A 23587-nucleotide genomic window follows, 5' to 3' on the forward strand; every position below is an offset into this window, starting at 1 on the left:
ATATGAACACCACCGTTTTGCGCAGCGCCTTCTGGGTGCTGCTGGTCGCCTTCATCGCCTGGGATTATGTCCACAGCCAGCCGGTGGACCTGCGCTACGAGGCGCCGCTGATCGCAGCGGGCTCGGGCCAGCACGCCAGCGGCGGCCACTGCTCGATGCCCGACTGAGCACGCCAGCGCGCGTCATGGCTTTGTCATGAAAAAGTCACGGTAGCCACCAAAAATACGGGGTTTGGCGAGGGGCAACCGCCCGTCCCCGGAGTGCTATCTTGAACGAACCCCTGCCGCGGGAGACCGACCCGCTTCCGCTGGTCACCCCCCATGACAACAGCGGCCTGATCTGGGGCTATGCCTTTGACGGCCATGGCCCCGCCACCGCGCTGAATGCCGAGCAAGCGCAGGCCTGGCTGGCCGCACCGCCCAACACCACGGGCTTTATCTGGCTGCATTTCAACCTCTCCCATGCCCATTGCCTGCGCTGGCTGCAGCAGTATGCGGCGCTCGATGAGCAGTACTTCGAGGCGCTGCGCGATGGCCTGGCCTCGACCCGTATCGAGCGCATGGATGATGCGCTGCTCGCCGTCATCAACGACATCGATTTCGACTTCCAGTTCGAGTCCAGCGACATCCACACGATGTGGATCCAGGCCTCGCCCCAGTGGGTGATATCGGCGCGTGCCCATCCGCTGCGCTCGGTCGATGCGCTGCGCCAGCAGATTCGCCAGGGTGACACGCCCGGCTCCAGCCCGCAACTGCTGGAGCGCCTGCTGCGCGCCCAAGCCGACGTGCTGGTGCGCATCGTGCGCGATGTGACCCACCGCGTTGACCAGATCGAGGACACCATGCTGAGTGGGCGCACGCGCATGCAGCCGCGCCAGCTGGGCGCGCTGCGCCGCCTGCTGGTGCGGCTGAAGCGTTTGCTGGCGCCTGAGCCCTCGGCCATGTTCCGCCTGCTGCAGACGCCGCCACAGTGGATGCGTGACGAAGACCTGCATGCGCTGCGCGCCGCCAGCGAGGAGTTCTCCGTGTTTCTGCGCGATATGCAATCGCTCGAAGAGCGCATCAAGCTGCTGCAGGAAGAGATTGCCGCCGGCACCAACGAGGACACCAACCGTTCGCTCTACACCTTGACGATGATCACCGTGCTGGCGCTGCCGGTGAACATGATGGCCGGTCTGTTCGGCATGAATGTGGGCGGCATCCCGCTTAGCCAAGACCCCTTGGGCTTTTGGCTGCTGGTCGGCGTGATCGTGCTGTTCTCGCTGGTCGCGGCCTGGTGGCTGCGCAGCAAGCGCCGCAATCCGCCGGTCTGAGAGCTTGTGCAAAGTCTGCAAAAAGACATTGAAAACCCATATCTGATTATTTTTTTGTAAAATGGAGGGCTTGGGTGTCGTCACATAGGGTGTAGCGGCAGGTTGTGAGCGAAGGTCGGGCCGCCTCGCTGGAACCCCGTTGCCTGCTCCGGTTTGCCATCAGCGCGCTGACAATCGTCGTCTGTGTCTGGCTGCTTGCCAACCGCTGCATGCTTCAGCCCAAAGCACACCATGTTTTCCATTGAGTATCTGGCCGCCGGCATTTTTGCCATTGCGCTGCTCCACACCTTTCTCGCCAAGCAATTCGAACGCCTGTCGCACCGCTATCCACGCCACGCGGGCGTTTTCCATCTTTTGGGCGAGGTCGAGATCGTCTTCGGCTTCTGGGCCATGGTGCTGATCGGCGTCATGGCCTTTGCCAGCGGCCCGACCCAGGCGATTGACTACGCCGAGTCGCGCAACTACACCGAACCCCTGTTCGTTTTTGTCGTCATGGTGATGGCGGCATCCCGCCCCATCGTGATGACGGTGCAGCGCACACTGGCCGCATTGGCCAGCGCCACGCCGCTGCCCACGGCCCTGAGCCTGGCCTGGCTGGGCCTGGCCGCCGTGCCGCTGATGGGATCGCTGATCACCGAGCCAGCTGCGATGACCATTGCCGCGCTGACCCTCGCCCCGCTGGTCTTTACCCCGCGCATGCCCACCCGCCTCAAGTACCTGGCGCTGGGCGTGCTCTTTGTCAATATCTCGATTGGCGGCACGCTCACCTCCTACGCTGCGCCGCCGGTGCTGATGGTGGCGGCGACCTGGGGCTGGGACAGCGCCTTCATGCTGAGCCAGTTTGGCTGGAAAGCGGTGATTGCCGTGCTGGTCAACGCCAGCATTGCCACCTGGTGCATGCGCGGCCATCTGGCGGCAGCACCGCCAAGCGAGGACGCGCAGGCGCACATGCCGCTGGGTGTGGTGGCCGTGCATGCGGCCTTGCTGGCGGCCGTGGTCGTGCTTGCCCACCACCCGGTGCTGTTCCTCGGCGTGTTTCTGCTGTTTCTGGGCTACACCCATGCCTATGCTAAGTACCAAAGCCCGCTGATCCTCAAGGAAGCGCTGCTGGTGGGCTTTTTCCTGGCGGGCCTGGTGGTGCTGGGCGGCCTGCAAAGCTGGTGGCTGCAGCCGCTGGTGGCCAGCATGGCGCCGTTGGTGCTGTTCTTTGGGGCGCTGGGGCTGACCGCCATCACCGACAACGCGGCGCTGACCTACCTGGGCTCGCAGATCGAAGGCATGAGCGATGCGGCCAAGTACATGCTGATGGCCGGTGCCGTCGCCGGTGGTGGCCTGACGGTGATTGCCAATGCCCCCAACCCTGCCGGTGTCGCGCTGCTCAAGCATGGCTTCAGCAACGCGACCATCAGCATTGGCGGCCTGTTGCTGGGGGCCTTGCTGCCCACCGCCATTGCGGCGCTGGCCTTCCTCTGCCTATAAATCGCTGCTGATCAAGCCGGCGCAGCGCTGCTGCCATGCACTTGGTAGCCCGCATCGACCCAGGCATCGATACCGCCCAGCAGCGGCCGCACCCGCCGGATGCCGGCACGGCGCAGCAGCTGGGCCATGCGGGCAGCCGACACCTCATTGGGGCAGGCGCAGTAGATGATGACCGAGGCCTCGGGATCAATGGCCGGCAGGCGCGCACCCTTGGCATGCGGGTCATAGGAATGGGCGCCGGGAATGTGCGATGCCTCGAATGCCGTACCGGCACGCACATCGAGGATGACGGGCAGTTCATCGCCGCTCAGCATGTCATTGAGTTCATCGACCGTGAGCCGCTCCATGCGCAGCGAGCGGATCACCTGGCGGCGGCTCCACCAGCGGCGCGCAATGAAGACGGCAAACACAATGCCCAGCAGCAGCAAGCCCCACTGGCCCAGCTGCGCCAGCACGGCCAGCAGGTCCTCGACCGTGGAGCTGAACAGCCCGCCCAGCAGCACTGCCGAGCCCACCCAGAGCAAGGCGCCCAGGCCATCGAACAGCACAAAGCGGCTCGGCGTGGTGCCTACGGCGCCAGCCAGCGCGCTGGCAATCGACGCAAAGCCGGGCACAAACTTGGCGATCAGCAGCGACTTGGCGCCCCAGCGGCCGTAGAGCGATTCGGTGTTCTGCACGCAGGAATCGGGCGACAGCGAAATCTTGCAGACCCGGGCCAGCACCCGCCTGCCGTAGCGCCGCCCCATCGCATACCAGACGCCATCTGCGATCAATGCCGCCAACACCGCCACTGCGATCAGCAGCAACTGCTGCGACAGCGAACCGCCGTGGATGGCACCGGTGACCATCAGCACCGGATACGCGGGAATGGGCGCGCCCAACTGCTCGATCAGCACATTGAGAAAGACGATGCCAACACCGTATTCGCGCACCAGGGCAACAATGAAATCCATGAACGCAGGCCGTTTCCACGCTGCCTTGGCAGCACCAGTTGGTAATCTGCAAATGGTAGGCCATGGCACCGCCACTGCCTAGCCCGCAAATGGGCAATACAGTGTTGCAGCACGGGAACGATGCGCATGGCAAAGGCATAAAAAAGGCACCCCGCAGGGTGCCAAGAGAAGGACCGGTTGAGGTGCCGGGCATCAGGCCGCTGCAGCCTGCAGCGCCTTTTTGTTGCCCATCCACTTCAGAACCCGGGGGACGATCAGCACCGCCAGCACGATGATGATCAGGGTCAGCGACATCGGGCGCTGCAGGAAGATGGTCCAGCTGCCCTCGCCAATGGCGACGGCGTTGCGCATCTGGGCCTCGGCCAGCGGGCCCAGGATCATGCCGACCACGACCGGCGCGGTGGGGAAGTCAAAGCGCCGCATCACCACACCCAGCACGCCAATGCCCAGCAGCAGGAACAAATCGAAGGTGCTCTGGCGCATGCCATAGGCGCCAACGGTGGCGAAAATCAGGATGCCGGCATAGAGCTGCGGCTTGGGGATTTTCAGCAGCTTGACCCACATGCCGACCATCGGCAAGTTCAGCACCAGCAGCATCACATTGCCGATGTAGAGCGAGGCAATCAGCGCCCACACCAGCGCTGCCGAGCTGGTGAACAGCTGGGGGCCGGGGTTGATGCCGTAGTTCTGGAACGCGCCCAGCAGCACCGCCGTGGTATTGCTGGTGGGAATGCCCAGGGTCAGCAGCGGGATCAGCGCGGCCGTCACCGTGGCATTGTTGGCCGCTTCGGGGCCGGCCACGCCTTCGATGGCGCCAGTGCTGCCGAACTCGGCCTTGTCATCGCCCTTGGCCAGTTTTTTCTCGGCCGCATAGCTCAGAAAGGTCGGGATCTCGGTGCCGCCCGCTGGGATGCAGCCAAACGGCGTGCCGATGACCGTGCCACGGATCCAGGCGGGTATCGAGCGCTTCCAGTCGCGGCGCGTCATGTGCACGCGGCCCATTTTGTTTTGCGTGTCACGGGTCTTGGCTTCGTAGAGCGCAAAGTACAGCACCTCGGCCACCGCAAACAGGCCCACTGCAACCAGCACGATGTCGATGCCATCGAGCAGCTCGGGCTTGCCCATCGTGTAGCGCGCGGCGCCCGTGATCTGGTCCATGCCGATGCAGCCCACGGCCAGGCCCAGGAACAAGGCGGTCAAACCGCGCAGGCTGCTCTTGCCCAGCACCGCACTGACGGTGGTGAAGGCCAGCACCATCAGCATGAAGTACTCGGGCGGGCCCAGGCGCACGGCAAACTCGGCCACGGTGGGCGCAAACAAGGTCACCACCACGGTGGCAATCGTGCCGGCCACAAAGGAGCCGATGGCCGAGGTCGCCAGCGCCGCACCGGCGCGGCCGCTCTTGGCCATCTTGTTGCCCTCCATCGCCGTCACCATGCTCGCCGTCTCACCCGGGGTGTTGAGCAGGATCGAGGTGGTCGAGCCGCCATACATGGCGCCGTAGTAGATGCCAGCAAAGAAGATCATCGAGGCGGTCACCTCGACCTTGGCCGTGATTGGCAGCAGCATCGCCACAGCCACAGCGGGGCCAATGCCGGGCAGCACGCCCACGGCCGTGCCCAAGGCGCAGCCCACCAGGGCCCAAAGCAGGTTCACCGGCGTGGCCGCCGTCATGAAGCCTTGAATCAGTGCATTGAAAATTTCCATCACAGCCACCCTGTCTCGGTCAGTCCGGGCAAGTTGATTGCCAGGAATTGGGTAAAGGCCCAGAACACGGGCGCAGAGATCAGCAGACCCGTCACCAGGTCCTTGCCCATGGTCTTGAACGAGCCCGCCTGCGTTTGGCCGGTGGCACGGCGCAGCCCTTGCGTGGCCAGCACATAGCACAGGCTGCAGCTGAGGATGAAGCCCAATGTGGTGATCAGCGCCGCGCTGCTGATCAGCCCTGCGCAAACCCAGGTGAGCGCACCCCAGTCACCGTGCTGGGCGCCATCGGGGGCATCGAGGTGGTGGAAGCCGCCGGTCAGCGCCTCCCAGCACAGCCAGATGCCGCACAGGCCCAGCACGCTGGCAGACAGCCAGGGCAGAAAATCCGGCCCCACGCCGCTGTAGCCCGCCTGCGAGGGGATGTGCAATGCCCCCCAGGACAGCAGGCCAGCGATCACCAAGACCGCTATGCCGACCAGCAGCTGCGAGGTAGTGCGCGGTGTGTGCGCATGCTCGAAAGCCTCCGGCGCAGGCGCGGCGGCGCCGTTGGCGTCGGGCCCCGAAGAATCTGCGGTGTTGCTCATATCGAAACTCCTGAAAAGATGACGGCGCCTCCCTCATGCCACCGATCAGGCGGCAACAGCCCAGCCGGGCACCGGGCCAGGCCGGTGCCTCAGACAGATGGCAAAGGGGAGCGCAATGCGCAGCGCATGGCCGCCAGCGGCCATGCCGGCTGCGCTTAGACCATGCCTGCGCGGGTCATGGTGTCCTTGAGATTGGCGAACTCGGCCGTGACGAACTGGCTGAAGGCATCGCCGGCGAGCCATGCCGAGGTCCAGTCGTTCTTCTTCATCGACTCGGCCCAGCTGCTGCTCTTGGTGGCTTTTTCCAGCATCGCGATCAGCTGCGCGCGCTGGTCCGCCGAGATGCCGGGCGCGCCATAGACGCCGCGCCAGTTGCCGATTTCCACATCAATGCCCTGCTCCTTGAGCGTGGGCACGGTCGAGCCTTCCAGGCGCTGGGCCGAGGTGACGGCGATCGGGCGCATCTTGCCGGTAGCGATGTACTCGGCAAACTCGCTGAAGCCGCTGCCGCCGACGGTGACATTGCCACCCAGCACGGCAGCAATCGCCTCACCGCCGCCCCGGAAGGCGACATAGTTGATCTTGGCCGGGTCCACACCCACGGCACGGGCAATCATCGCCGCAGCAATGTGCTCGGTCGAGCCGCGCGAGCCGCCGCCCCACTTGATCGAGCCAGGGTCCTTCTTGAGCTGGGCGACCACTTCGGCCATGCTCTTGTAGGGCGAGTTGGCGGGCAGCACGAAGACGTTGTATTCGCTGGTCAGGCGCGCCAGCGGCGTGGCCTGGTTCAGGTCCACCGGTGGCTTGCCGGTGATGATGCCGCCCAGCATGACGGCGCCCATGACCATCATCGCGTTCGGATCGCCCTTGCTGCCATTGACGAACTGCGCCAGGCCGATGGCGCCTGCGGCGCCGCCCTTGTTGTCATAGGTCACGGTGCCAGCGACGCCGGCATCCTGCAACGCCTTGCCCAGCGCACGGCCGGTCGTGTCCCAGCCGCCACCGGGGTTGGCGGGCAGCAGCATCTTGACATTGGTGGCAGCAAAGGCCTGCATCGGCAGGCTGCCGGCAGCGGCCAGCGCAAGCATGGATTTGAGGAATGCATCACGGCGCATGGTTGTCTCCTGATCGTGTTGTTAGTGCCTGAATCATCGTGGCCCTAGCTGTCAAATGGCTGTCAGCCAGGCGGTCCAGAGCTAGGGAAAACACTGAGTCTGGAGGCGCCGAGGAATTGGTGCACACTCCCGCCATGCACCTCTTGCTGATCGAAGACGACCCCACGATGCAGACCACCTTGCAGCGCACCTTGCGCCGGCGGGGCATGGAGGTCACGCCCATCACCGATGGCGGTGCGGCGCTGCCGGCCTGGCGCAAGCTCGCGCCCGATGTGGTGGTGCTGGACCTGAGCTTGCCGACGATGGACGGGCTGGAAATCATTGCCCAGGCGCGCAGCGAAGGCCTGGCCGCCCCCACCCTGATCCTGACTGCGCGTGGCACCGTCGGCGACCGCATTCTGGGCCTGAACTCGGGTGCCGATGACTACCTGGCCAAGCCCTTTGACCTGGACGAGCTGGAAGCGCGCATCCGCGCGCTGGTGCGGCGCGCGCAACCCTTGGTGGCCGAGCCCGCAGCACCGGCTGTGGCGCCCGGCATGGCACTGCGCTATGACAAGGCCTCCGAATCGTTTTACTGGCGCGGCCAGCTGTTTGAACTGACGCCGCGCGAAGTGGCTTTTCTGCGCGTGCTGAGCCAGCCTATGGGCCAGGCGGTGACCAAGGAGCGTCTGTTCAGCGCCGTCTTTGCTGGCGAGACCGATGTGCAGCTGGAGGCGGTCGAGGTAGTGGCCTACCGCCTGCGCAAAAAGCTGGCACCGACGAATATGCAGCTGATGACCCTGCGCGGCCTGGGCTACCTGCTCAAGCCCGGTGCCGCCGATGGCGCCTGACAGCAGCAAGGCCCCGGGCCGGTCCCAGCCGCCGCGCATACGCTCGCTGCGCCGCAACCTGCTGCTGGGCATCTTGCTGCCCGTGGTGGTATTCATCATCTACAACACCAGCAGCCTCTACCGGCAATCGCTGCAGGCCATCAACACCGCTTACGACCGCAGCCTGCTGGCATCGGCCAAGGTGATTGGCGAGCAGCTGACCGTCGCCGGTTACGACGACCTGGCGATTGTTGATTCGGCCGTGCCCTATTCGGCGCTGGAGGCTTTTGAGGCGGACAACCAATCGCGGCTGTTCTACCGCGTCTCCAACATGAGCGGCGAGCTGATTGGCGGCTTTGCCGAGCTGCCGATCTGGCGCGGGCGCATCGCCCAGCAGCCGCCCTATGCCGCGCTCGTGGATTTCTACAATGCCGAGTTCCGCGGCATGCCGGTGCGCATGGCCGCGCTGCTGCAGCCGGTGGCCAGCGCCACCGGCCGGGGCATGGCCTTGATCCAGGTGGCAGAGACCCTGGAGATCCGCGAATCGCTGGCCCGCGACATGCTCTGGGGCACGCTGGTGCAGCAGGCCTTGCTGTTTGGCTGCATTGCCGTCGTGGTGGTGGTGGTGGTGCGGCGCGCCACCTTGCCGATTCTGCAGCTGAGCGACCAGCTCAATGCGCGCAGCGACCATGCATTGCAGCCGCTCAAAACCCCGGCCGCGACGCCATCAGAAGTGCTGCCACTGGTCGATGCCACCAACCGGGTGATGGCGCGGCTGTCGCACCTGGTGCAGCACCAGAAGCGCTTTGTGCGCGATGCCTCGCACCAGCTGCGCACGCCGCTGGCGGTGCTGAAGGTGCAGGTGCAGTCGGCCCAGCGCGGCGATGTGGAGCCCGAGCAGGCACTCAGGGAAATTGCCGCCACCGTGGACCGCGCCACCTTGCTGGCCAACCAGATGCTGTCGCTGGCCAAGGTCGAGCAGCTGCACCAGTCCGAACACACCCAGACCGTCGACCTGACAGCCATCGTGCGGGACATGGTGATCGAGCTATCGCCACTGCTGGCCGACAAGAACCTGCAGTTCGAGCTGCAAAGCGATGAGGTACTGCTGGCCGCCCACCCCTGGATGCTGCGCGAGCTGGTGCGCAACCTTTTGCACAATGCCATCCAGCACTCGCCACCCGATGCGCCACTGCTGCTGCAGCTGACGCAGCAAGGCCCGGCTGCCAGCTTGCGCATCAGCGACTGGGGCCCCGGCGTCAGCGCCGAGATGCAGGCGCGGCTGACCGAGCCCTTTGTCACTGGCAACCTGCGCGATGGCTCCGGCCTGGGCTTGGCGATCTGCCACTCCATCGTGACGGCGCTGGGCGCCCGCCTGTCGTTGCACAACCGCCAGCACCATGGCCATATCCAAGGTTTCGATGCTGTAGTAGAGTTCAAACCGAATGTCCAACCACCTGCCGAAGATGGCCCACACTGAGACCGACCAGACTCCCACAATGCGCATCGACAAATGGCTGTGGTGCGCCCGCTTTTACAAGACCCGCGCCATTGCGGTCGAGGCCATCCACAAGGGCCATGTGAAGGTCAACGGCACCGTCGCCAAACCTTCCAAGGAAGTGCGTGCGCAAGACACCGTCGAGCTGCTGCAGGCGCAGACGCCGCGCACCGTCGCCGTGCTGGGCATGGCCGCTACCCGCGGCCCCGCCCCGGTGGCCCAGCAGATGTACGAGGAGACTGCCGACAGCATTCGCCAGCGCGAAGTGCTCAGCGAGCAGCGCCGCCTGGCGCCCGAGCCTGCCAATAGCCTGCAGGCCGGCCGCCCCACGAAGAAAGACCGCCGCGACATGCAGGAGCTGCGCAGCTGGAACGACCGTTGGAGCGCGCAATAAGCGTCTGCATTTGCGGCCTCTTCTGACCGAAGCAGTCCGCGCATCAGCGCCAGCACTCCGCCGTGCTGCTGCCTTGCGCCAGCTGCAGATTGCCTTGCCGCCCATCCTGCGTCAACGTGTAGTTGCCACAGCGGTCCCGCTGCTGCGCCCCCGGTTTACGAGTTGCCACCAGGGTATAGCGCGCAGGGCTGTTGCCGTCGGCAAAACCAATGGTGTAGCGCTTGTCCGGCAGTTCTTGCCATGTCAACGCCGCAGGCAGTTCCAGCGGATAGACACCATTGGCGGTGGCAGCACGCTCCAGCCATTGCGCGGCTTGGAACAGCCCCGTTCGGGCCTCCGTGCGGTGGCCCCGGCGCAGGTATTCGCTGTAGTTGGGCAAAGCCACCGCGCTCAAGATGCCGATGATGGCCAGCACCATCATCAGCTCGATCAAGGTCAAGCCAGTGCATGCCGTAGAAGGACGAATTTGCATGCCCGACCTTTTCATCGCGCCTGTCGCCAGGTGGGCCGGATCGGCACTTCGGGCAGATCACGCAGAGATTCGCCGTCGAGGCGGATGCGCTGCTGCCCCTCGTCATCGCGCACGCGCAGCATCGCATGCGGGCCAGCACCCAGCGACATGCGCGATGCCCGGCCATCGGACTGCGGATCGAACACCCCATCGCCATCGGCATCCAGCAACTGCAAGCGCGGCCGCGAGCCATCGATGAGGTTGAGCAGGCTGAAATACTGGCGTGCTTCAGTGCCCTCCGCCGGCTCACAACGCTCCTGGCCGGGTTCGCCATCGCGGGCATGTGCTGGCACCTCGCTGATCACCGCCAGCAAGTTGCTGCCGCTGAAAAAACCCAGGGGCTGCAACAGCCGCTCGCCTGCTTCGGGCAGGTCCAGAAACCAGCCTCGGTGCTGGTTCCAATCCAGCGCGTCGGCGCCTTCGCTTTCCTCCATCGCCCAGAACTCGCGGCTGTCGCTGCTGCGGGTATTTAAGGCGCTCGGGTTGATGCGGCGCTGCAGCAGCTGGCTTGGCGCCACCGGACTGGGCAAATCAGCATCGCTGCCCAGCGCCGACTGGCATTCCGCATCGGCCGCCGAGGCGCATACCTCCACCCGCTCACCGCGCTCGCCCACCCTCTTGTAGCGGCTGGTGTCGAGCACGGCATACAGGCTCTGCACACTGTCGTCTTGCGGGTCTTGGCGGCTGGCATTGCGGCCGGTGCCAAAAGCCACCATCAGGCCGCCCACAGGCACCTGGCGCTGGCCACCCGCCTGCTGCAGGGTGCGCAAGCGGTCATTGCTGCGCACCAAGGGGGCGGTGCTGATCGGCTGGTGCAAGCTGCGCTGCCCCGGCGCACTGCGCGGGCCGCCCCGCGCCTGGTAGAGCGGCACGCCGGACGTGCCCTGGTTGCTGGTGGTCGCCGCGAGCGCGCCCCACTGCGCCACGCCCCATGCCGCATCGTTGTCGGCACTGATCAGAAACTTCCAGAGATTGCCCTGGTTGTCGCCGGCGTAGACCACATCGGGCCGGCCATCGCCATTGATATCGACCAGCCTGGGCGCGGAAAGCCCGTTGTCCTGCACCTGGCGGCACGCCGCCTGGGGCGCGGCCTCCTGCCGGCAAGTCTGCGCCGTGGTGGCGCCGGTCGCCACCAAACGCAGCAGCTCTTGCGCGCCATCGAGGTACTGGATCAGCAGCACCGGCCTGCCGTTGGCGCTGTTGTAGCCATTGCCCAGCACCAGCGCCCAGCGGCCATTGTTGAGCTGGGCGATTTGTGTTGTGCGCTGCGGGTCGATGTCGTCGCGCGAGGGGCTGGCGGTGATATGGCCGATATCGGCAAAGGCCTCGGCCAGGCGGATGCAAGACTGCAGCGCAGCGCCCGTCTCCGCCTCGCAGCGCGGTGCGGATTCCGTCGCATGCCAGCTGCGGTCCATCAGCACCAGACCGGCGGCTTGCGCCTCGGCAAACCCGGTCTCGGGCTCGGTGACATCGAGCACAAAATAGCCTTTGCCACCGGCACCCAAGGTGCCCGCCAGCAGGCTGCGCCAGCGCGGGCTGCTGGCGGTGCCGAGGTTGGCATCCCCAGCCAGTGGCGAGCCGTCGACAAAATAGCGGTGCTGGCCATCGTAGCCTGGGCTGGTCAACGCACGCAGACCGGGGATCACGCCCCGGGGCACATAGGCTATTTTTTCTTCGCCGCTGCGGGCCGAGAAGCCGTGCAGCATGCCGTCATTGCCACCGACATAGAGCATGGGCAAGCGGTTTTGGTGGCGCAGCACAAAGTCGAGATAGCTCGCGTCGGTATGGCGCGCAGAAGGCTTGCCCAGGTACCAGATTTGCGAATGCACGATATCGCCCTGGCGCGAGTGCCGGTTGCGCAGGCTGCCGCCGTGCTGGGCTTCCTGCCGGCGCTCGCCCCGCAGGTAGTTCAGGCGCTGCTCGCCGCTTGCCTGGCCTTGCGCGCTATCGGCTTGGCCTTGCAAGGCCAGCTTGTGCTCTGCGCTCAAGTAACTGTCATCCGCCGCCCAGCGAAAAGGCACGCCGCGCTGCTGCACATCGCCCCAGGTCAGCACCAGGCGCTGCTGCCAGGCAATCGCATCGAGTTTGTCGGCCGTTGTCTGCCCGCCCCAGCCGGGTGCCGCTCGCAAGCGGCCATCGCTGCCCATCGCCTGCGCCTGGATGGCACCCGACCAGGCACGGCCCGGGTCGTAGCTGGCGGTAAACAGCAAGGCATCCTGCGCGATGGCTTGGCTGGCGCTGGCAGCACCCGTGCTGGCTTTGGCTGCGCCCAGCGTACGGCCTGCATGCTGGGCCTGGATATCGGCCAAGATGCTGCGCAGTGCCGTCGCCACATCGCCTGCATCTGTCGCCGCATAAAAGCGACCTCGCCCATTGATCGCTGCATGCCAGAGATCCAGTGCGCGCACGCCTTCGCCCTGCGCCTGCATATCGGGCCAAACCACATTTCCTTTGGCCAGCGCCGCAAAGCTGCCGTCGTAGCCCAAGGGCAGCTGTTGCGTAGGTGCCAGGATCTGTGGCGCGCCGGGCCAGGTGCTGGCCTCCAGCCCAATGCCCACCGTATAGGTTTGCAGATGCGGCCAACTGGCGGGGTTGTAGCGCGGGTTCCAGTAGCGCTCCAGCACGGCAGTTTGGCCGCTACCGTCGGCAAAACGCTCGCGGGGCGGCGCATGGCGGTAGTCAGCCTCAGGCGCCAGGCGGCCGCTCAGGCCTGACCGCTGCAAGGGGTCGGCCCAGCTGCGGAAAGCCCAGTCCGCCAAGGTGCTGGGCACCGCATCGCTGTAGAGCTGGGTGGCGGCCCTTTGCGCGGCGCTGCCGCCGCCGTAGACCTGGCCGTCGGGCAAGGTCTTGGCGCGTGTGTGGTCGTCTTGCGCACCGCCGGTAGCCGGGCCAGACCAGCGGCTGCCGGCCAACACAATGTGGAAGTTGCGGCGGCAGCCCAGGTAAGTGCTGCTGGCAACCGTGGCGGCTCCCGGTTGGCTGGACCAGGGGCCTTGCGGGCCCAGGGGCCGGCGCAGATAGGCATCGGCCTGGCCGAACAGGTGGTGCAGGTCACTGCTGTGCCCGGTGCTGAGCGATTCGGCAAAGGCCAGAAATTGCTGGCGATGCCGGCCCTGCAGCGTCTGCAGACCATTGCTGGCCAGACGCGGGCTGTTGACCGAGCTGGCCCCAGCCCGGCGGCGCTGGCCTTGCACCATGCCCGCTGGCCCGCCACCGGGCGCTGCGCCATGGTTCCACATGGCCTGCCAGGCCAGGCGTATGGCGCCATCGGGTAGCTGCTGTCCATCCCCCAGGACATCCTTGAGCGCATGGCGCAACACGGCCATGCGCGCTGCCCGCGCATCCCACTGGCCCTCGCCATCCGGCGCGGTAATGCTGGCCAAACCCGCCTCCGTGCTGCCCATGCGGCGCTGCATGGCGGCAGAGTCATCAATGGAGACAATGACATTGGGGGCCACAAAAGTGCTGGCACCTCCGGCGGGCTCGGTGGCCAGCTCCAGCGGCCAGGCGGCAGCAGGCATCAGAGCGGTCCAAGCCAGTATGCAGCTCCGAGCGCTGGTGGGGTTGCACAGTGAAGCCATGCCTGCGTTCTTGCGATCCATATCTGCCTCTCAGTCTTTGCGCCTTGGGCGGGCATAGCTCTGCTCCAGCACCACCAAGGTGTCCGGCTTCCTGCCAAAGGCCGCAGCGGTGATGCGGTAGACGACATGGGGGGACAGGCCCACCAGCTCCAGCTGCCTGGCCGGTGCATTGCTGACCAGGCCGGGTTTGCTGTCGGTATAGGGGATGACCTCGATCCAGTACCAGCCGCCCGCTTCGGCCGCACCCCGGTCGGCCAGAATGGGATGGGCTGGCCGGTCTGCATCGCCCAGTTGTGCGCCGGTGTACTGGCCGTATCGCGCGCCGGTGCCAGCGCGAATCAATGCGAACAGGTCTTGCTCGCCCGCCTGCCGGGCTGCGGTGCCAGGGGCAGGCGCATTCCAGATATCCTGGCGCCCTACGCGCTTGGCACAGAGCGCATCGATGCAGCGTTGCGGCTGGGCACTGAGTGTTGCCAAGAAGGCAGGCAGGTCGGCGTTCTCCATCGGTACCTTGGTGGTGCCCCCGCTGCGGCACATACTGGCTGCCGCCCCATGCGGCAACCCTCCATAAGCACAGGGTCGGCCATCGGCCCGCTCGCCGCGAATATCGAGTTCGGCGTCCAACAGCAAGGCTTCTGCAGCTTCAAAGGCCCGCTGGTAATCGGCATCGTTGCCGACCACCAGCTCGCCATACCAGGCGGTCCGCGCCGCCCACAACGCCAGCAGCATCGACAGCATGCTGAAGACCAGCACTGTCAGCAACGCAGCACCCCGCGCGCGTTGCGCAAGGCTGCCAGGATAAAGATGGCCCAGGCGTCTCATAGGCTTCCCTGGCTGCGCAGCTGGAACAGATTGCGAAAGACGCGGTGCATGCGCTCTCTGCGCGGGCCGGGCAAATCAGCGACCGCCACCCATTCGCCATCGCAACCGGTATAGCCGCTGCCTGCAGGCAACGAACTGGGCCGGCTGCCGAACAGCACCAGGCACACTTCCACCGCCACCACCTCTGACCAATCGCGGCCCGCCTGCTGCGCATTCACATACTGGAGTTGCGGTTGCGCCGTGCCCGCTGCCTGCATGCGCAAATAGCGCAGCTGAAAAGCCGCCACGTTCTCAACCAGGGGCTGGGGCGATGCAGCGGTATCGTTACCGCCACAGCGCAGCACATGGCCGCGCAGCCGAAAGTGCGATTCCAGCCGCTGGTCAGCGCTGGCATCCACCGGTCCGCCCAGGCAGTTGCGCGCTTGCGCGGCCAGGGCGGACTGGGCAAAGACGGGCTCCTTGTAGCGCCGGTAGCCCGTCACCAGACTGTTATGGCTGCCCCGCAGTGCATCGGACTGGGGGGCATAGCCACGGGCACTGCCCACGGCGGGTGCGGTGGTCTCAAAAGCCGCAGGCGCCAGCGCTGCGCTCAGTGATCCATCGGCGCCGTCGGGCAGGTTCGGGTTGAGGTACAGGCCGCCCGCCTGGCGCAGCTGCAGCCCGATGATGCGCAACGCATAGCTGGCCTGCTGCTGCAAGTGGCTGGCATCGCTGACAGTCACGGACAGGCTGCGGGAAGCCAGCAAGGCCATGCTGGCAGCGGCGATCACCAGCAAGCCCAGCGCCATACCCACCATCAGCTCGACCAGACTAAAGCCTTGTTGTCGACGCCGAGGTTTGGACAAGGGCAGCAATACCGATTCACAGTGCGACAACGGCGATAAGGGACTGAGATGGGTTGGCATATCAAGCCCCCCCGCAGTGGTAATGCACCGCGCCGCCCATGCGCTCTGCGGTACAGCGCGCATTCAGGGCCAGGTACTGGAGATGGCAGGTGTAGCGCAAATCACCATCGTCGTCCTGGCAAACCACCTCGCCGCCGCGTTCCTCGACCGCATTGGTGCTGGGCCCTTCGCCCACACTCCTGGTGGTATCGACCTGGTTGCGGTACTGCGCCTGGCTTGTGGAGTCTGGGCTGGCATGCGTGCTTTCGCGCCAGCGGATCATTACGCCCAGTTGGCGCCGGTTGGCAGCCTGGTTTTCGCCGGGTGCCAGAAAAATCCGGGACTGACCCAGCGGCAAGCTGCGCTTGACCTGCAGCCGCCACTGGGTCAATTCATGCTCGGCCAGCTCAGCAGCGCTACAGGGCCGCGCAGTGCAAGATGCGGCAATGGAGGAGCCGGCAGCGTCCTGCCAGTCGCTGACATAGCGCTCCAACTGGTCCCAGGCATGGGGATTGGCGCGTATACGCTCCCCCAGGTCTTCGATCAGACGGATGGCCTGCACCCGGCGGGTACTGGTCTGTGTGTCCGCCAGCGTATGCATCTGCATGGCCAGCATCGACAACACGCCGAGGACCAGCACGACGATGGCAACCATCGACTCCAGCAAGCTGATGCCGCGCGAATAGGAAGCCTGGGTATGGGATGGCATGAACATGGACTGGAACCTCAGTCATCCCCGTGCCGGGCAAGGCGGCTTGTCGGCGATCCGCACCCGACCGCCTCGGCTGGTACACAGCCCTTTGGCGGCAGCATCCTCCAGGCCTTTGCCCTTGGGAAGCAGCGAAAAGCTGAAGCCCCCCACCGGCATGCCCCAGCGGTCAAACCGGATGCCCTCCCCCAGACTGCTGCGCTGCACCTGCAAACCTGGCGGCGCCTCAAAACGCTGGATGACCAGAGCATCTGGCGCACATAGCTGCTGACCCAAGCCATGCACACAGACCTGCCAGCCACAGCTCCAATCGTTGGTTCGCGCGCGGGCCTGGCAGTGCCCGCTGGTGGAGATGCGCTGCAAGGCCACCTGGCCACTGCGTTTGATCGCCTCGGAGCGCGCAAGATGGATCGCAGAATGCATGGCCTCCAGCGATTGCCGCACCCGCCAGCGCTGCAGCAGGCCGTTGAAATTGGGCACCGCGATGCTCGCAATAATGGCCAGCAGGCTGATGACCACCATCAACTCGACGGCGGTCAGCCCAAGATGCCTGCGCCAACTTTTACAGTTTAATAAATCAATTAAAACTATTGAATTCATAGTTTTGATTATTTATATTTCATGCAATCACGTAAAGCCCTCTCCCATTAAAAAATTAAATTCGCTCGCGTTGAAAAACAGGCCATGCAGCGCTGGCGCGGTCTTGCGCCGATAATCGCCAAGCCGGCCTGGCGTTGACTGCCACGCGTCTAGGTATGGCCCCTATTGCGACAAAGCTCCATGACTGATCAATCGATGCAATCCGCGCTGGACCTGGCTGCCAGCGCCCTGTTCATTACTTCCCCCAACCCCCGCGTCGGTTGCGTGCTGGTGGCTGCCGATGGCCAGGTCATAGGCCAAGGCCACACCCAGCGGGCCGGTGGGCCGCATGCCGAAATCATGGCCTTGCGCGATGCAGCGGCCCGAGGCCATAGCACCGTGGGTGCAACCGCCTATGTCACGTTGGAGCCCTGCGCGCACCATGGCCGTACAGGGCCTTGCTGCGATGCACTGGCAGCAGCCGGTGTGGCCAAGGTGGTGGGGGCCATCACCGACCCGAACCCGCTGGTTGCCGGCAATGGCTTTGGCCGGCTGCGTGCCGCCGGCGTCGAGGTGGTGGTGTGCGCGCCGCAAGACGGTGGGGAGGCCTCGCGGGAGTTGAACATCGGCTTTTTCAGCCGCATGGTACGCAGGCAGCCCTGGGTGCGTGTCAAGGCCGCCATGTCGCTCGATGGTGCCACCGCCTTGCCCGATGGCCGCAGCCAGTGGATCACCGGCGAAGCCGCCCGGGCCGATGGCCATTTCTGGCGCGCCCGGGCCTGCGCCATCCTGACCGGCGTGGGCACCGTGCTGGCCGATGACCCGGCCCTGGATGTGCGCTATGTGGACACCCCGCGCCAGCCCCGCCTGGTGGTGCTGGACAGCCAGCTGCGCACCCCTCCTCAAGCCCGCATCTTTGCCGCTGAACGCGAGGTGCTGATCTACACCCGCAGCGAAGACAGCGCACGCCAGGCTGCACTGGAGGCCGCTGGCGCGACCATTGTGCGCCTGCCGGGTCCAGTTTCAACAGTCCCCAACGCCCGCATTGACCTGGCGGCGTTGATGCAAGACCTGGGTCAACGGGAAGTCAACGAACTGCATGTGGAAGCGGGTGGCATCCTGAATGGCGCGCTGCTGCAAGCGGGCCTGGTCGATGAGTGCCTGTTCTACCTGGCTCCCAAGCTCGTCGGCCAGGGGCTGCCCGCGTTTGCCGGTATGGCGCTGCAGCAGCTGGACCAGGCGCCGGACTTGGACATCCGCTCCATCGAGCCCTTTGGCGCCGACTTTCGTGTGCTGGCCCGTGTCCAGGGCCACGCCGCATTCTGACGAAAGAGTTTAGTTGGCATAGCCCAGGCAGGCGCCAGCGTTGGGCAGGCCCTTGCATTCGCGCAGCAGGCGGCGGTCGCGCTCGGCGGGGGTTTCAGCACTGCTGCTGCGCTGGCGTTTGACCTTGACCTTGGCCGGCTTCCTGGGCGCCTGGGTGGCCTCGGTGGTTTTCTTGCGTGCGGCCCAGGCGGCTTGGGGCGGCATCGCGATGGCCGCCAGCAGCAAGGCAAAGGTGCAAAGGCGCAGTGATCTGGTCATAAGCAGGCCTCCTTATGGCTATGAAAAGCAAGCATTCAAATGTTTTTTGCAATCGTACAGAAGCGCCCGCAGGAACCGCCCGGGCACAAACCCTGCCGACCCGATCCTCTGGCGCGCAGCTGCGTTGCGGCGCCACGACGCATCAGACGCTCGGCCCTGTACGACAGCACCGCCAAAGCGTCGACGCCGCCTCCGAAACGGCCTGCGCTCCCGCACAATAGCGCCAGCCCACTGACTGAACCTGCCACTATGCCGATTGCTTCGCTGACCTCTGCTTTATTTCCATCGCGCTTCGTGGAGAGATCACCTTGGCACAAGCTGCGGTGTGGAATCGTGTTGGTATGTACAACATTCTTGCTCAGCGCCTGCGCCAGCAAGCTCCCTGCGCAGGTGGAACGCCCCGCTTCGTCCGCGCAGGCGCCTGAGGCCAGCAGCCCGCTGGTGCAGATCAGCCAGCAGCGCCAGAAGGCCGAGAGCAAGGCGGGCCCCGGGGCATCCGGTTTTGAGATTCTGGCTGGCGCGCAAGCGGCATATGGTGCGCGGCTGGCTCTGGTGCAAGGCGCCAAATACACCCTGGATGTGCAGTACTACGCCATCCATGCCGATGCGAGTACCGCACGTTTGCTCGAAGGTGTGGTGAATGCGGCGCGCCGGGGCGTACGCGTGCGTGTGCTGCTCGACGACTTTCACGGCACAGGGCGCAATGCGCAGGTGATGCGCCTGGCCTTTGAGCCCAACATCGAGATGCGCATGTTCAACCCGCTCCCAGGTGACCGCGACTCTCCCATCAGCCGCATGTGGAATGCGGCCACCGATTTCCAGCGCGCGCAGCAGCGCATGCACAACAAGCTGTTCCTTGCCGACAACACGATGGGCATCATGGGCGGGCGCAATCTGGGCGATGCCTATTTCGACAATGACGAGAGCTCCAACTTCCTGGACACCGATGTGCTCATCATGGGCCCGGCCGTGCGGGATCTGTCGAGCAGCTTTGACAGCTACTGGAACAACGAGCGCGCCTACCCGGTTCAGTCGCTGATCAGCAAACAGGCGCTGGAGGACATGCAAAAGACCTACCAGGCCCGCCCCAGCAAAGGCGGTGATGACGATGCGACGGAAACGGCGCCCGAGTCCAGCGCGCGCAGCACCAGCGGCGCACTGCCCTCCCCTCCTGATGGCGAGCCGCGCCCTGGCGGCGCCATCTCGCCCGAGCAACGTGAACGTGCCTGGGACATGCAGCCAGTGGATCTGAAAACGGTTCCGCTGGTCTGGGCCCATTCAGTGGTACTGGCCGATGCGCCCAGCAAGATACCGTCCGTCGATTCCGACGGCCAGACCAACCCGCTGAGCGCCGCGCCAGGCGTTTTGGAAAACAAGCGCCTGGCACAACTGCGCGTGCTGGCCGAAACCCGCAATCCCGGCCACAGCCCCAGCGCCGATTCCGTGGTGGATGGCCTGGTGCAACTGCTGGGCTATGCCAAGAAGGATTTGCTGATCGTCTCACCCTACTTCGTGCCCGGTGAAACGATGCGCCAGGCTTTCAAGGATGCCGTGCAGCGCGGCGTGCGCGTACGCATTCTGACCAACTCGCTGTCCTCCAATGATGCGCCGATTGCGCATATCGGCTATGCCCGCCACCGCGAGACCTTGCTGCGCGATGGCGTTGAGCTGTACGAGCTGGTCAGCGATGAGAGCGACCTGCGCGCCGCCTTTGGCCTGGGCAGCGGGCAGAACAGCTTCCGTGAAGGGCGCCGCGTGATGCTGCACAGCAAGGTGCTGGTGCTTGACGGCCAGTTGCTGGTCGTGGGTTCGATGAACCTGGACCAGCGCTCCAAATTGCAGAACACCGAAATAGCGGTGCTGGTGCGCAGCCGCAAGCTCTCGGGCCAGGCAGCCGGCATGATCGAGAAGGGTCTGGAGAGTGCCGCCTGGCATGTGGTGCTGAAAGACGGCGACCTGGTATGGCAGGCACCGCAGAACAGCCGCTTGAAAGACCAGACCACCGAGCCTGATGCCAGCCTGCCGCTGCGGCTGATGCTGAAAATCATCAGCCCGTTTACACCGGACTCTTTGCTTTAAGCAGCTGTTTGCAGCAGCGTCTGCTGCTGCAAGTCATCCAGCCACACGGTGATCGCTGCCTGGTCCGTCATCACCCGCACATGCTGGTAGGCTTTCTCGGCTTCGGGGAAGGCCCGGCGCATCAGGTTCAGCCATTGCTTCAGGCGGCCGGCGCGCTGGCGTGGCTCCAGGTCCTCACAGACCAGGTGCCAAAAGCGCAGCAAGGCCGGCAGCAGGTCCGGCCACTGCACATCGCGCATGCCTGTGGGCAACGGCAGGCCGTCGCGCTCGGCGACGGCTTTGCGGATGCGCCAGGCCAGGCCCGGGTCGGCCACAATGCCACGGCCCAGCATCAGGTCCTGGCAACCGGATTCTGCCTGGCAACGCAAGGCGTCCTCCACGGTCCAGATCTCCCCATTGGCTACGACGGGGATGCGCACGGCCTCGCGGATCCGCGCAATCTGGTCCCAGTAGGCAGGCGGGCGGTAGCCATCGAGCTTGGTGCGGCCATGCACGACCAGCTCACAGGCACCCGCCTCCTGCATCGCCAAGGCACAGTCCAGCATCAGCGCCCGGTCGCTAAAGCCCAGGCGCATCTTGGCCGACACCGGCATGGCGGCAGGCACGGCTGCTCGCACCGCGCTGACCACCGCATGGATGGCGGCCGGGTCCTGCAGCAAGGCGGCACCGCCGCCATGGCGGTTGACCACCTTGGCCGGGCAGCCAAAGTTCAGATCAATGCCCTCGGGCGCCAGCGCTGCCAGCTGCACGGCATTGGCCGCCATGCTGGCGGCATCGCTGCCCAGCAGCTGGGCGCGCACCGGCGTGCCCGCTGCCGTGCAGCTACCATTGTGCAACTCCGGCATGGTGCGCAGGTAGACCTTGTCGGGCAGCAAGCTGCCGGTGATGCGGATGAACTCCGACACGCAGCGGTCGGCACCGCCAATGCTGGTGAGCACATCGCGCAGCACAAAATCAAGCAGGCCCTCCATGGGCGCAAGCAACAAGCGCATGGTTGGCCCCGTTCAGCAAGCGCCCAAGGACGGGGCCACCGGCATCATCCGGCAGATCACCAAGCCACCTGCAGGCGCCATAGCGTGGTCATCTCGGCCGCACGGGCCTGGTGCAGCGGGTTGGCGGCATCCTGGGCCTTGGGGTGGCGCGGGCGGATATGGTTCTTGCCAACGACTTGCAAGCCGGCTTGGGAGATCCAGGTGAGCAGCTCCTCGCGGCTGCGCAGGCCCAGGTGCTCGGCAAAATCGGACAGGATCAGCCAGGCCTCGCCACCGGGCACCAGGTGCGCCGACACGCCTGCCAGAAAGCCGCGCAGCATGCGGCTGCCTTCGTCGTACACCGCACGCTCGACCGGCGCGCTGGGCTTGGCGGGCACCCAGGGCGGGTTGCAGACCACGAGCGCGGCCTTGCCTTCGGGGAACAGATCGATCTGCGCCAGCTCCACCTTCTGGTCCACACCCAGGCGCTCCAGGTTTTCCTGGGCGCAAGCCAGTGCACGCGGATCGGTATCGGTGGCCAGCACCTTCTGGATGCCACGGCGCGCCAGCACCGCGGCGATCACGCCGGTACCGGTGCCGATGTCATAGGCCAGCGACTGTTTGGCCAGTGCGGTGGGCAGCGGCGCCTGGGCAATCAGATCGACATACTCGCCCCGCACCGGCGAGAAAACGCCGTAGTGCGGGTGGATGCGGTCATAGGCCTTGGGGGCCAGCTTGGCCAGCGCGGGGATTTCCACACCCTTTTTGCGCCACTCATGGGCGCCCACCAGGGCCTGCAGCTCGCGCAAGGACACCACCTGGGCCAGATCGCCCTCGGGCGCGCCCCAGGCATCGACGCAGGCGGCCTGCACCTGTGGCGCACGGCGCAGGTGGATGGCGTACTGCGGGTCCAGCTCGATCAGCACCATCGACAGCACACGGGCGCGCTGCGCTTGCAGCTGGCGCTGCTGGTGGAAGGGCAGGGCCAGCTGTGGCGTGGGCATGCCGGCCACTGCAGGTGCAGCAGGCTTTTTCTTGGTCTTGCGCTCACCGGTCTTGTCGAGACGGCGCGTCAGCGACTGCAGCAGCATGCGCGCATTTTGGAAATCACCGCGCCACAAGAGCGCCGTGCCCTCACAGGCCATGCGGTAGGCCACATCGGCGGGCAAGGTGTCATCGGCCAGCACCACGCGGCTGGCAGCGGCAGCACCGCGCTCGCTGCGCCAGCGCGCGCTGCGCGGCTCGCCGTCTTCCTCCCAGTGGATGGTGGGCAAACTCTCTGGCTGGGCAGTGGTCATACAAAAGGCTTTCTGGGGCAGGCCAGCGATGCGCCAGCTGCCAACGAGGGAAAAACAAAGAGGCCGTCCAAGACGGCCTCTTGAGAGCAGGGCATCGCCGCCCTGCCAACGCAGGGCCGGTGCATGCCCGGCCAGCAAGGATCAGCGGTTCATCAAGGAGCGCTGCATGCGCACTTCTTCGATCTTGATGGCACCGACGGTGGCCGTCTTGGCGGTCGACATCTCGCGCTTGAAACCGGCAGACTCATGGAAACGCAGTGCGCGCTCATTGCGCAGCGGCACCCAGGCGGTCACCGAGGTGCAGCCTTCTTCGGACAGGCCGTCACGCGCGGCATCCCACAGCGCCACGCCCACGCCCTGGTCCCAGTGGGTGGGGGCAGCATAGATCGCCCAGATCTCACCGGTGGTGGGACGGGTCTTGGCGTCGCGCGAACGGTCAAAACCGATGAAACCGACGATCTTGTCGTTTTCGACGGCCACTTGGACCTGTGGCTCACAGAATTCGATGGCTTCGCGCCAGTAAGCCTGGCGCTTTTCGACGGAAGAGATGGACTTCAGTTGGTCATCGGGCAAAACACCGCGATAGCTCTCCACCGAAGCGGCGGCATGGATTTGGGCAATGGCTTTGGCATCACGGAGAGTTGCGGGACGAACCTGGATAGTTTCAGACATGGGTAACCGAAAACAAAAATCAATGAATTAACCAAAAAGCACGTAT

General features: G+C 65.4%; 22 protein-coding genes. 8 read left to right on the forward strand and 14 right to left on the reverse strand.

What is annotated here, in order from left to right; genetic code table 11:
* The first annotated feature begins 2 nt into the window (after nucleotides 1-2).
* The 3 genes from LPW39_RS11965 (at nucleotide 3) to LPW39_RS11975 (ending at nucleotide 2791) form a co-directional block, all read left to right on the forward strand.
* Nucleotides 3-167, forward strand: a complete 165-nt coding sequence (locus tag LPW39_RS11965; protein ID WP_166656448.1) for a hypothetical protein — start codon at nucleotides 3-5, stop codon at nucleotides 165-167.
* A 101-nt stretch (nucleotides 168-268) separates the two neighbouring features.
* Nucleotides 269-1312, forward strand: a complete 1044-nt coding sequence (locus LPW39_RS11970; RefSeq protein WP_230774992.1) for a transporter — start codon at nucleotides 269-271, stop codon at nucleotides 1310-1312.
* Between the two features lie 231 nt (nucleotides 1313-1543).
* Nucleotides 1544-2791, forward strand: coding sequence for a putative Na+/H+ antiporter (locus LPW39_RS11975; RefSeq protein WP_230774994.1), 1248 nt, complete (start codon nucleotides 1544-1546; stop codon nucleotides 2789-2791).
* Between the two features lie 11 nt (nucleotides 2792-2802).
* Here the strand turns inward: LPW39_RS11975 and LPW39_RS11980 are convergent, their stop codons facing one another.
* The 4 genes from LPW39_RS11980 to LPW39_RS11995 form a co-directional block, all read right to left on the reverse strand.
* Nucleotides 2803-3744 carry a DedA family protein/thiosulfate sulfurtransferase GlpE gene (locus tag LPW39_RS11980; protein ID WP_230774996.1) on the reverse strand — a complete coding sequence of 314 codons (942 nt, stop codon included), beginning with the start codon at nucleotides 3742-3744 and terminating at the stop codon, nucleotides 2803-2805.
* A gap of 192 nt (nucleotides 3745-3936) precedes the next feature.
* Nucleotides 3937-5451 carry a tripartite tricarboxylate transporter permease gene (locus LPW39_RS11985; RefSeq protein ID WP_230774998.1) on the reverse strand — a complete coding sequence of 505 codons (1515 nt, stop codon included), beginning with the start codon at nucleotides 5449-5451 and terminating at the stop codon, nucleotides 3937-3939.
* Nucleotides 5451-6035, reverse strand: coding sequence for a tripartite tricarboxylate transporter TctB family protein (locus tag LPW39_RS11990; protein WP_133855459.1), 585 nt, complete (start codon nucleotides 6033-6035; stop codon nucleotides 5451-5453). Before LPW39_RS11990 ends, LPW39_RS11985 begins: the two co-directional genes overlap by 1 nt.
* Nucleotides 6036-6190: 155 nt before the next feature.
* On the reverse strand, nucleotides 6191-7150 hold the full coding sequence (locus LPW39_RS11995) for a Bug family tripartite tricarboxylate transporter substrate binding protein (RefSeq protein ID WP_230775000.1): 960 nt from the start codon (nucleotides 7148-7150) through the stop codon (nucleotides 6191-6193).
* A gap of 134 nt (nucleotides 7151-7284) precedes the next feature.
* On the opposite strand from LPW39_RS11995, the gene LPW39_RS12000 reads away from it, so the two are divergent.
* From LPW39_RS12000 to LPW39_RS12010, 3 genes are read left to right on the forward strand one after another with little or no spacing between them, the layout of a single operon-like run.
* Nucleotides 7285-7980: a response regulator transcription factor gene (locus LPW39_RS12000; RefSeq protein WP_230775484.1), complete on the forward strand. Its 696-nt coding sequence runs from the start codon at nucleotides 7285-7287 to the stop codon at nucleotides 7978-7980.
* A complete protein-coding gene (locus tag LPW39_RS12005) occupies nucleotides 7970-9439 on the forward strand; it encodes a sensor histidine kinase (protein ID WP_230775002.1) in 1470 nt (489 codons plus the stop codon). Before LPW39_RS12000 ends, LPW39_RS12005 begins: the two co-directional genes overlap by 11 nt.
* Entirely contained in the window at nucleotides 9405-9851 is a 447-nt protein-coding gene (locus LPW39_RS12010) for an RNA-binding S4 domain-containing protein (RefSeq protein ID WP_230775004.1), read from the forward strand. Before LPW39_RS12005 ends, LPW39_RS12010 begins: the two co-directional genes overlap by 35 nt.
* Nucleotides 9852-9894: 43 nt before the next feature.
* Here LPW39_RS12010 and LPW39_RS12015 read toward each other — a convergent pair whose 3' ends face one another.
* The 6 genes from LPW39_RS12015 to LPW39_RS12040 form a co-directional block, all read right to left on the reverse strand.
* The gene (locus LPW39_RS12015) at nucleotides 9895-10323 is read right to left on the reverse strand and encodes a type IV pilin protein (RefSeq protein WP_230775011.1); all 429 of its coding nucleotides are present in this window, start codon (nucleotides 10321-10323) and stop codon (nucleotides 9895-9897) included.
* Nucleotides 10324-10334: 11 nt separating this feature from the next.
* Nucleotides 10335-13883: a pilus assembly protein gene (locus tag LPW39_RS12020; protein ID WP_230775013.1), complete on the reverse strand. Its 3549-nt coding sequence runs from the start codon at nucleotides 13881-13883 to the stop codon at nucleotides 10335-10337.
* A gap of 90 nt (nucleotides 13884-13973) precedes the next feature.
* Nucleotides 13974-14681 carry a pilus assembly PilX family protein gene (locus tag LPW39_RS12025; protein WP_230775015.1) on the reverse strand — a complete coding sequence of 236 codons (708 nt, stop codon included), beginning with the start codon at nucleotides 14679-14681 and terminating at the stop codon, nucleotides 13974-13976.
* Between the two features lie 80 nt (nucleotides 14682-14761).
* The gene (locus tag LPW39_RS12030) at nucleotides 14762-15610 is read right to left on the reverse strand and encodes a PilW family protein (protein WP_230775018.1); all 849 of its coding nucleotides are present in this window, start codon (nucleotides 15608-15610) and stop codon (nucleotides 14762-14764) included.
* Between the two features lie 61 nt (nucleotides 15611-15671).
* On the reverse strand, nucleotides 15672-16364 hold the full coding sequence (gene pilV / locus LPW39_RS12035; RefSeq protein WP_230775028.1) for a type IV pilus modification protein PilV: 693 nt from the start codon (nucleotides 16362-16364) through the stop codon (nucleotides 15672-15674).
* Nucleotides 16365-16379: 15 nt separating this feature from the next.
* The gene (locus LPW39_RS12040) at nucleotides 16380-16958 is read right to left on the reverse strand and encodes a GspH/FimT family pseudopilin (protein ID WP_230775036.1); all 579 of its coding nucleotides are present in this window, start codon (nucleotides 16956-16958) and stop codon (nucleotides 16380-16382) included.
* Between the two features lie 180 nt (nucleotides 16959-17138).
* On the opposite strand from LPW39_RS12040, the gene ribD reads away from it, so the two are divergent.
* Entirely contained in the window at nucleotides 17139-18263 is a 1125-nt protein-coding gene (gene ribD, locus LPW39_RS12045) for a bifunctional diaminohydroxyphosphoribosylaminopyrimidine deaminase/5-amino-6-(5-phosphoribosylamino)uracil reductase RibD (RefSeq protein WP_230775044.1), read from the forward strand.
* Nucleotides 18264-18272: 9 nt separating this feature from the next.
* On the opposite strand, the gene LPW39_RS12050 is transcribed toward ribD, so the two are convergent.
* Nucleotides 18273-18521 carry a hypothetical protein gene (locus LPW39_RS12050; RefSeq protein WP_330166612.1) on the reverse strand — a complete coding sequence of 83 codons (249 nt, stop codon included), beginning with the start codon at nucleotides 18519-18521 and terminating at the stop codon, nucleotides 18273-18275.
* Nucleotides 18522-18770: 249 nt separating this feature from the next.
* On the opposite strand from LPW39_RS12050, the gene LPW39_RS12055 reads away from it, so the two are divergent.
* Nucleotides 18771-20600 (forward strand): phospholipase D-like domain-containing protein, encoded by a 1830-nt coding sequence (locus tag LPW39_RS12055; protein WP_269075817.1) that lies wholly within the window; start codon nucleotides 18771-18773, stop codon nucleotides 20598-20600.
* Here LPW39_RS12055 and LPW39_RS12060 read toward each other — a convergent pair.
* From LPW39_RS12060 to LPW39_RS12070, 3 genes are all read right to left on the reverse strand, one after another.
* On the reverse strand, nucleotides 20597-21592 hold the full coding sequence (locus LPW39_RS12060) for a tRNA dihydrouridine synthase (protein WP_230775048.1): 996 nt from the start codon (nucleotides 21590-21592) through the stop codon (nucleotides 20597-20599). The genes LPW39_RS12055 and LPW39_RS12060 overlap by 4 nt on opposite strands.
* A 56-nt stretch (nucleotides 21593-21648) precedes the next feature.
* Complete coding sequence (locus tag LPW39_RS12065; protein WP_230775049.1) at nucleotides 21649-22869, reverse strand: methyltransferase; 1221 nt, start codon at nucleotides 22867-22869, stop codon at nucleotides 21649-21651.
* Between the two features lie 141 nt (nucleotides 22870-23010).
* Nucleotides 23011-23541: a GNAT family N-acetyltransferase gene (locus LPW39_RS12070; RefSeq protein WP_133855444.1), complete on the reverse strand. Its 531-nt coding sequence runs from the start codon at nucleotides 23539-23541 to the stop codon at nucleotides 23011-23013.
* Nucleotides 23542-23587: the final 46 nt, after the last annotated feature.

Source organism: Comamonas koreensis, from assembly GCF_021026195.1.
Taxonomy (GTDB): Bacteria; Pseudomonadota; Gammaproteobacteria; order Burkholderiales; family Burkholderiaceae_C; genus Comamonas; species Comamonas koreensis.

Bases quoted from the DNA above. Each gene is read 5' to 3' on its own strand.
- LPW39_RS11965 (WP_166656448.1), top strand. From the start codon at position 3: ATGAACACCACCGTTTTGCGCAGCGCCTTCTGGGTGCTGCTGGTCGCC.
- LPW39_RS11975 (WP_230774994.1), top strand. From the start codon at position 1,544: ATGTTTTCCATTGAGTATCTGGCCGCCGGCATTTTTGCCATTGCGCTG.
- LPW39_RS11980 (WP_230774996.1), bottom strand. From the start codon at position 3,744: ATGGATTTCATTGTTGCCCTGGTGCGCGAATACGGTGTTGGCATCGTC.
- LPW39_RS11985 (WP_230774998.1), bottom strand. From the start codon at position 5,451: ATGGAAATTTTCAATGCACTGATTCAAGGCTTCATGACGGCGGCCACG.
- LPW39_RS11990 (WP_133855459.1), bottom strand. From the start codon at position 6,035: ATGAGCAACACCGCAGATTCTTCGGGGCCCGACGCCAACGGCGCCGCC.
- LPW39_RS11995 (WP_230775000.1), bottom strand. From the start codon at position 7,150: ATGCGCCGTGATGCATTCCTCAAATCCATGCTTGCGCTGGCCGCTGCC.
- LPW39_RS12000 (WP_230775484.1), top strand. From the start codon at position 7,285: ATGCACCTCTTGCTGATCGAAGACGACCCCACGATGCAGACCACCTTG.
- LPW39_RS12005 (WP_230775002.1), top strand. From the start codon at position 7,970: ATGGCGCCTGACAGCAGCAAGGCCCCGGGCCGGTCCCAGCCGCCGCGC.
- LPW39_RS12010 (WP_230775004.1), top strand. From the start codon at position 9,405: ATGTCCAACCACCTGCCGAAGATGGCCCACACTGAGACCGACCAGACT.
- LPW39_RS12015 (WP_230775011.1), bottom strand. From the start codon at position 10,323: ATGCAAATTCGTCCTTCTACGGCATGCACTGGCTTGACCTTGATCGAG.
- LPW39_RS12020 (WP_230775013.1), bottom strand. From the start codon at position 13,883: ATGCCTGCTGCCGCCTGGCCGCTGGAGCTGGCCACCGAGCCCGCCGGA.
- LPW39_RS12025 (WP_230775015.1), bottom strand. From the start codon at position 14,681: ATGCTGTCGATGCTGCTGGCGTTGTGGGCGGCGCGGACCGCCTGGTAT.
- pilV (WP_230775028.1), bottom strand. From the start codon at position 16,364: ATGTTCATGCCATCCCATACCCAGGCTTCCTATTCGCGCGGCATCAGC.
- LPW39_RS12040 (WP_230775036.1), bottom strand. From the start codon at position 16,958: ATGAATTCAATAGTTTTAATTGATTTATTAAACTGTAAAAGTTGGCGC.
- ribD (WP_230775044.1), top strand. From the start codon at position 17,139: ATGACTGATCAATCGATGCAATCCGCGCTGGACCTGGCTGCCAGCGCC.
- LPW39_RS12050 (WP_330166612.1), bottom strand. From the start codon at position 18,521: ATGACCAGATCACTGCGCCTTTGCACCTTTGCCTTGCTGCTGGCGGCC.
- LPW39_RS12055 (WP_269075817.1), top strand. From the start codon at position 18,771: ATGCCGATTGCTTCGCTGACCTCTGCTTTATTTCCATCGCGCTTCGTG.
- LPW39_RS12060 (WP_230775048.1), bottom strand. From the start codon at position 21,592: ATGCGCTTGTTGCTTGCGCCCATGGAGGGCCTGCTTGATTTTGTGCTG.
- LPW39_RS12065 (WP_230775049.1), bottom strand. From the start codon at position 22,869: ATGACCACTGCCCAGCCAGAGAGTTTGCCCACCATCCACTGGGAGGAA.
- LPW39_RS12070 (WP_133855444.1), bottom strand. From the start codon at position 23,541: ATGTCTGAAACTATCCAGGTTCGTCCCGCAACTCTCCGTGATGCCAAA.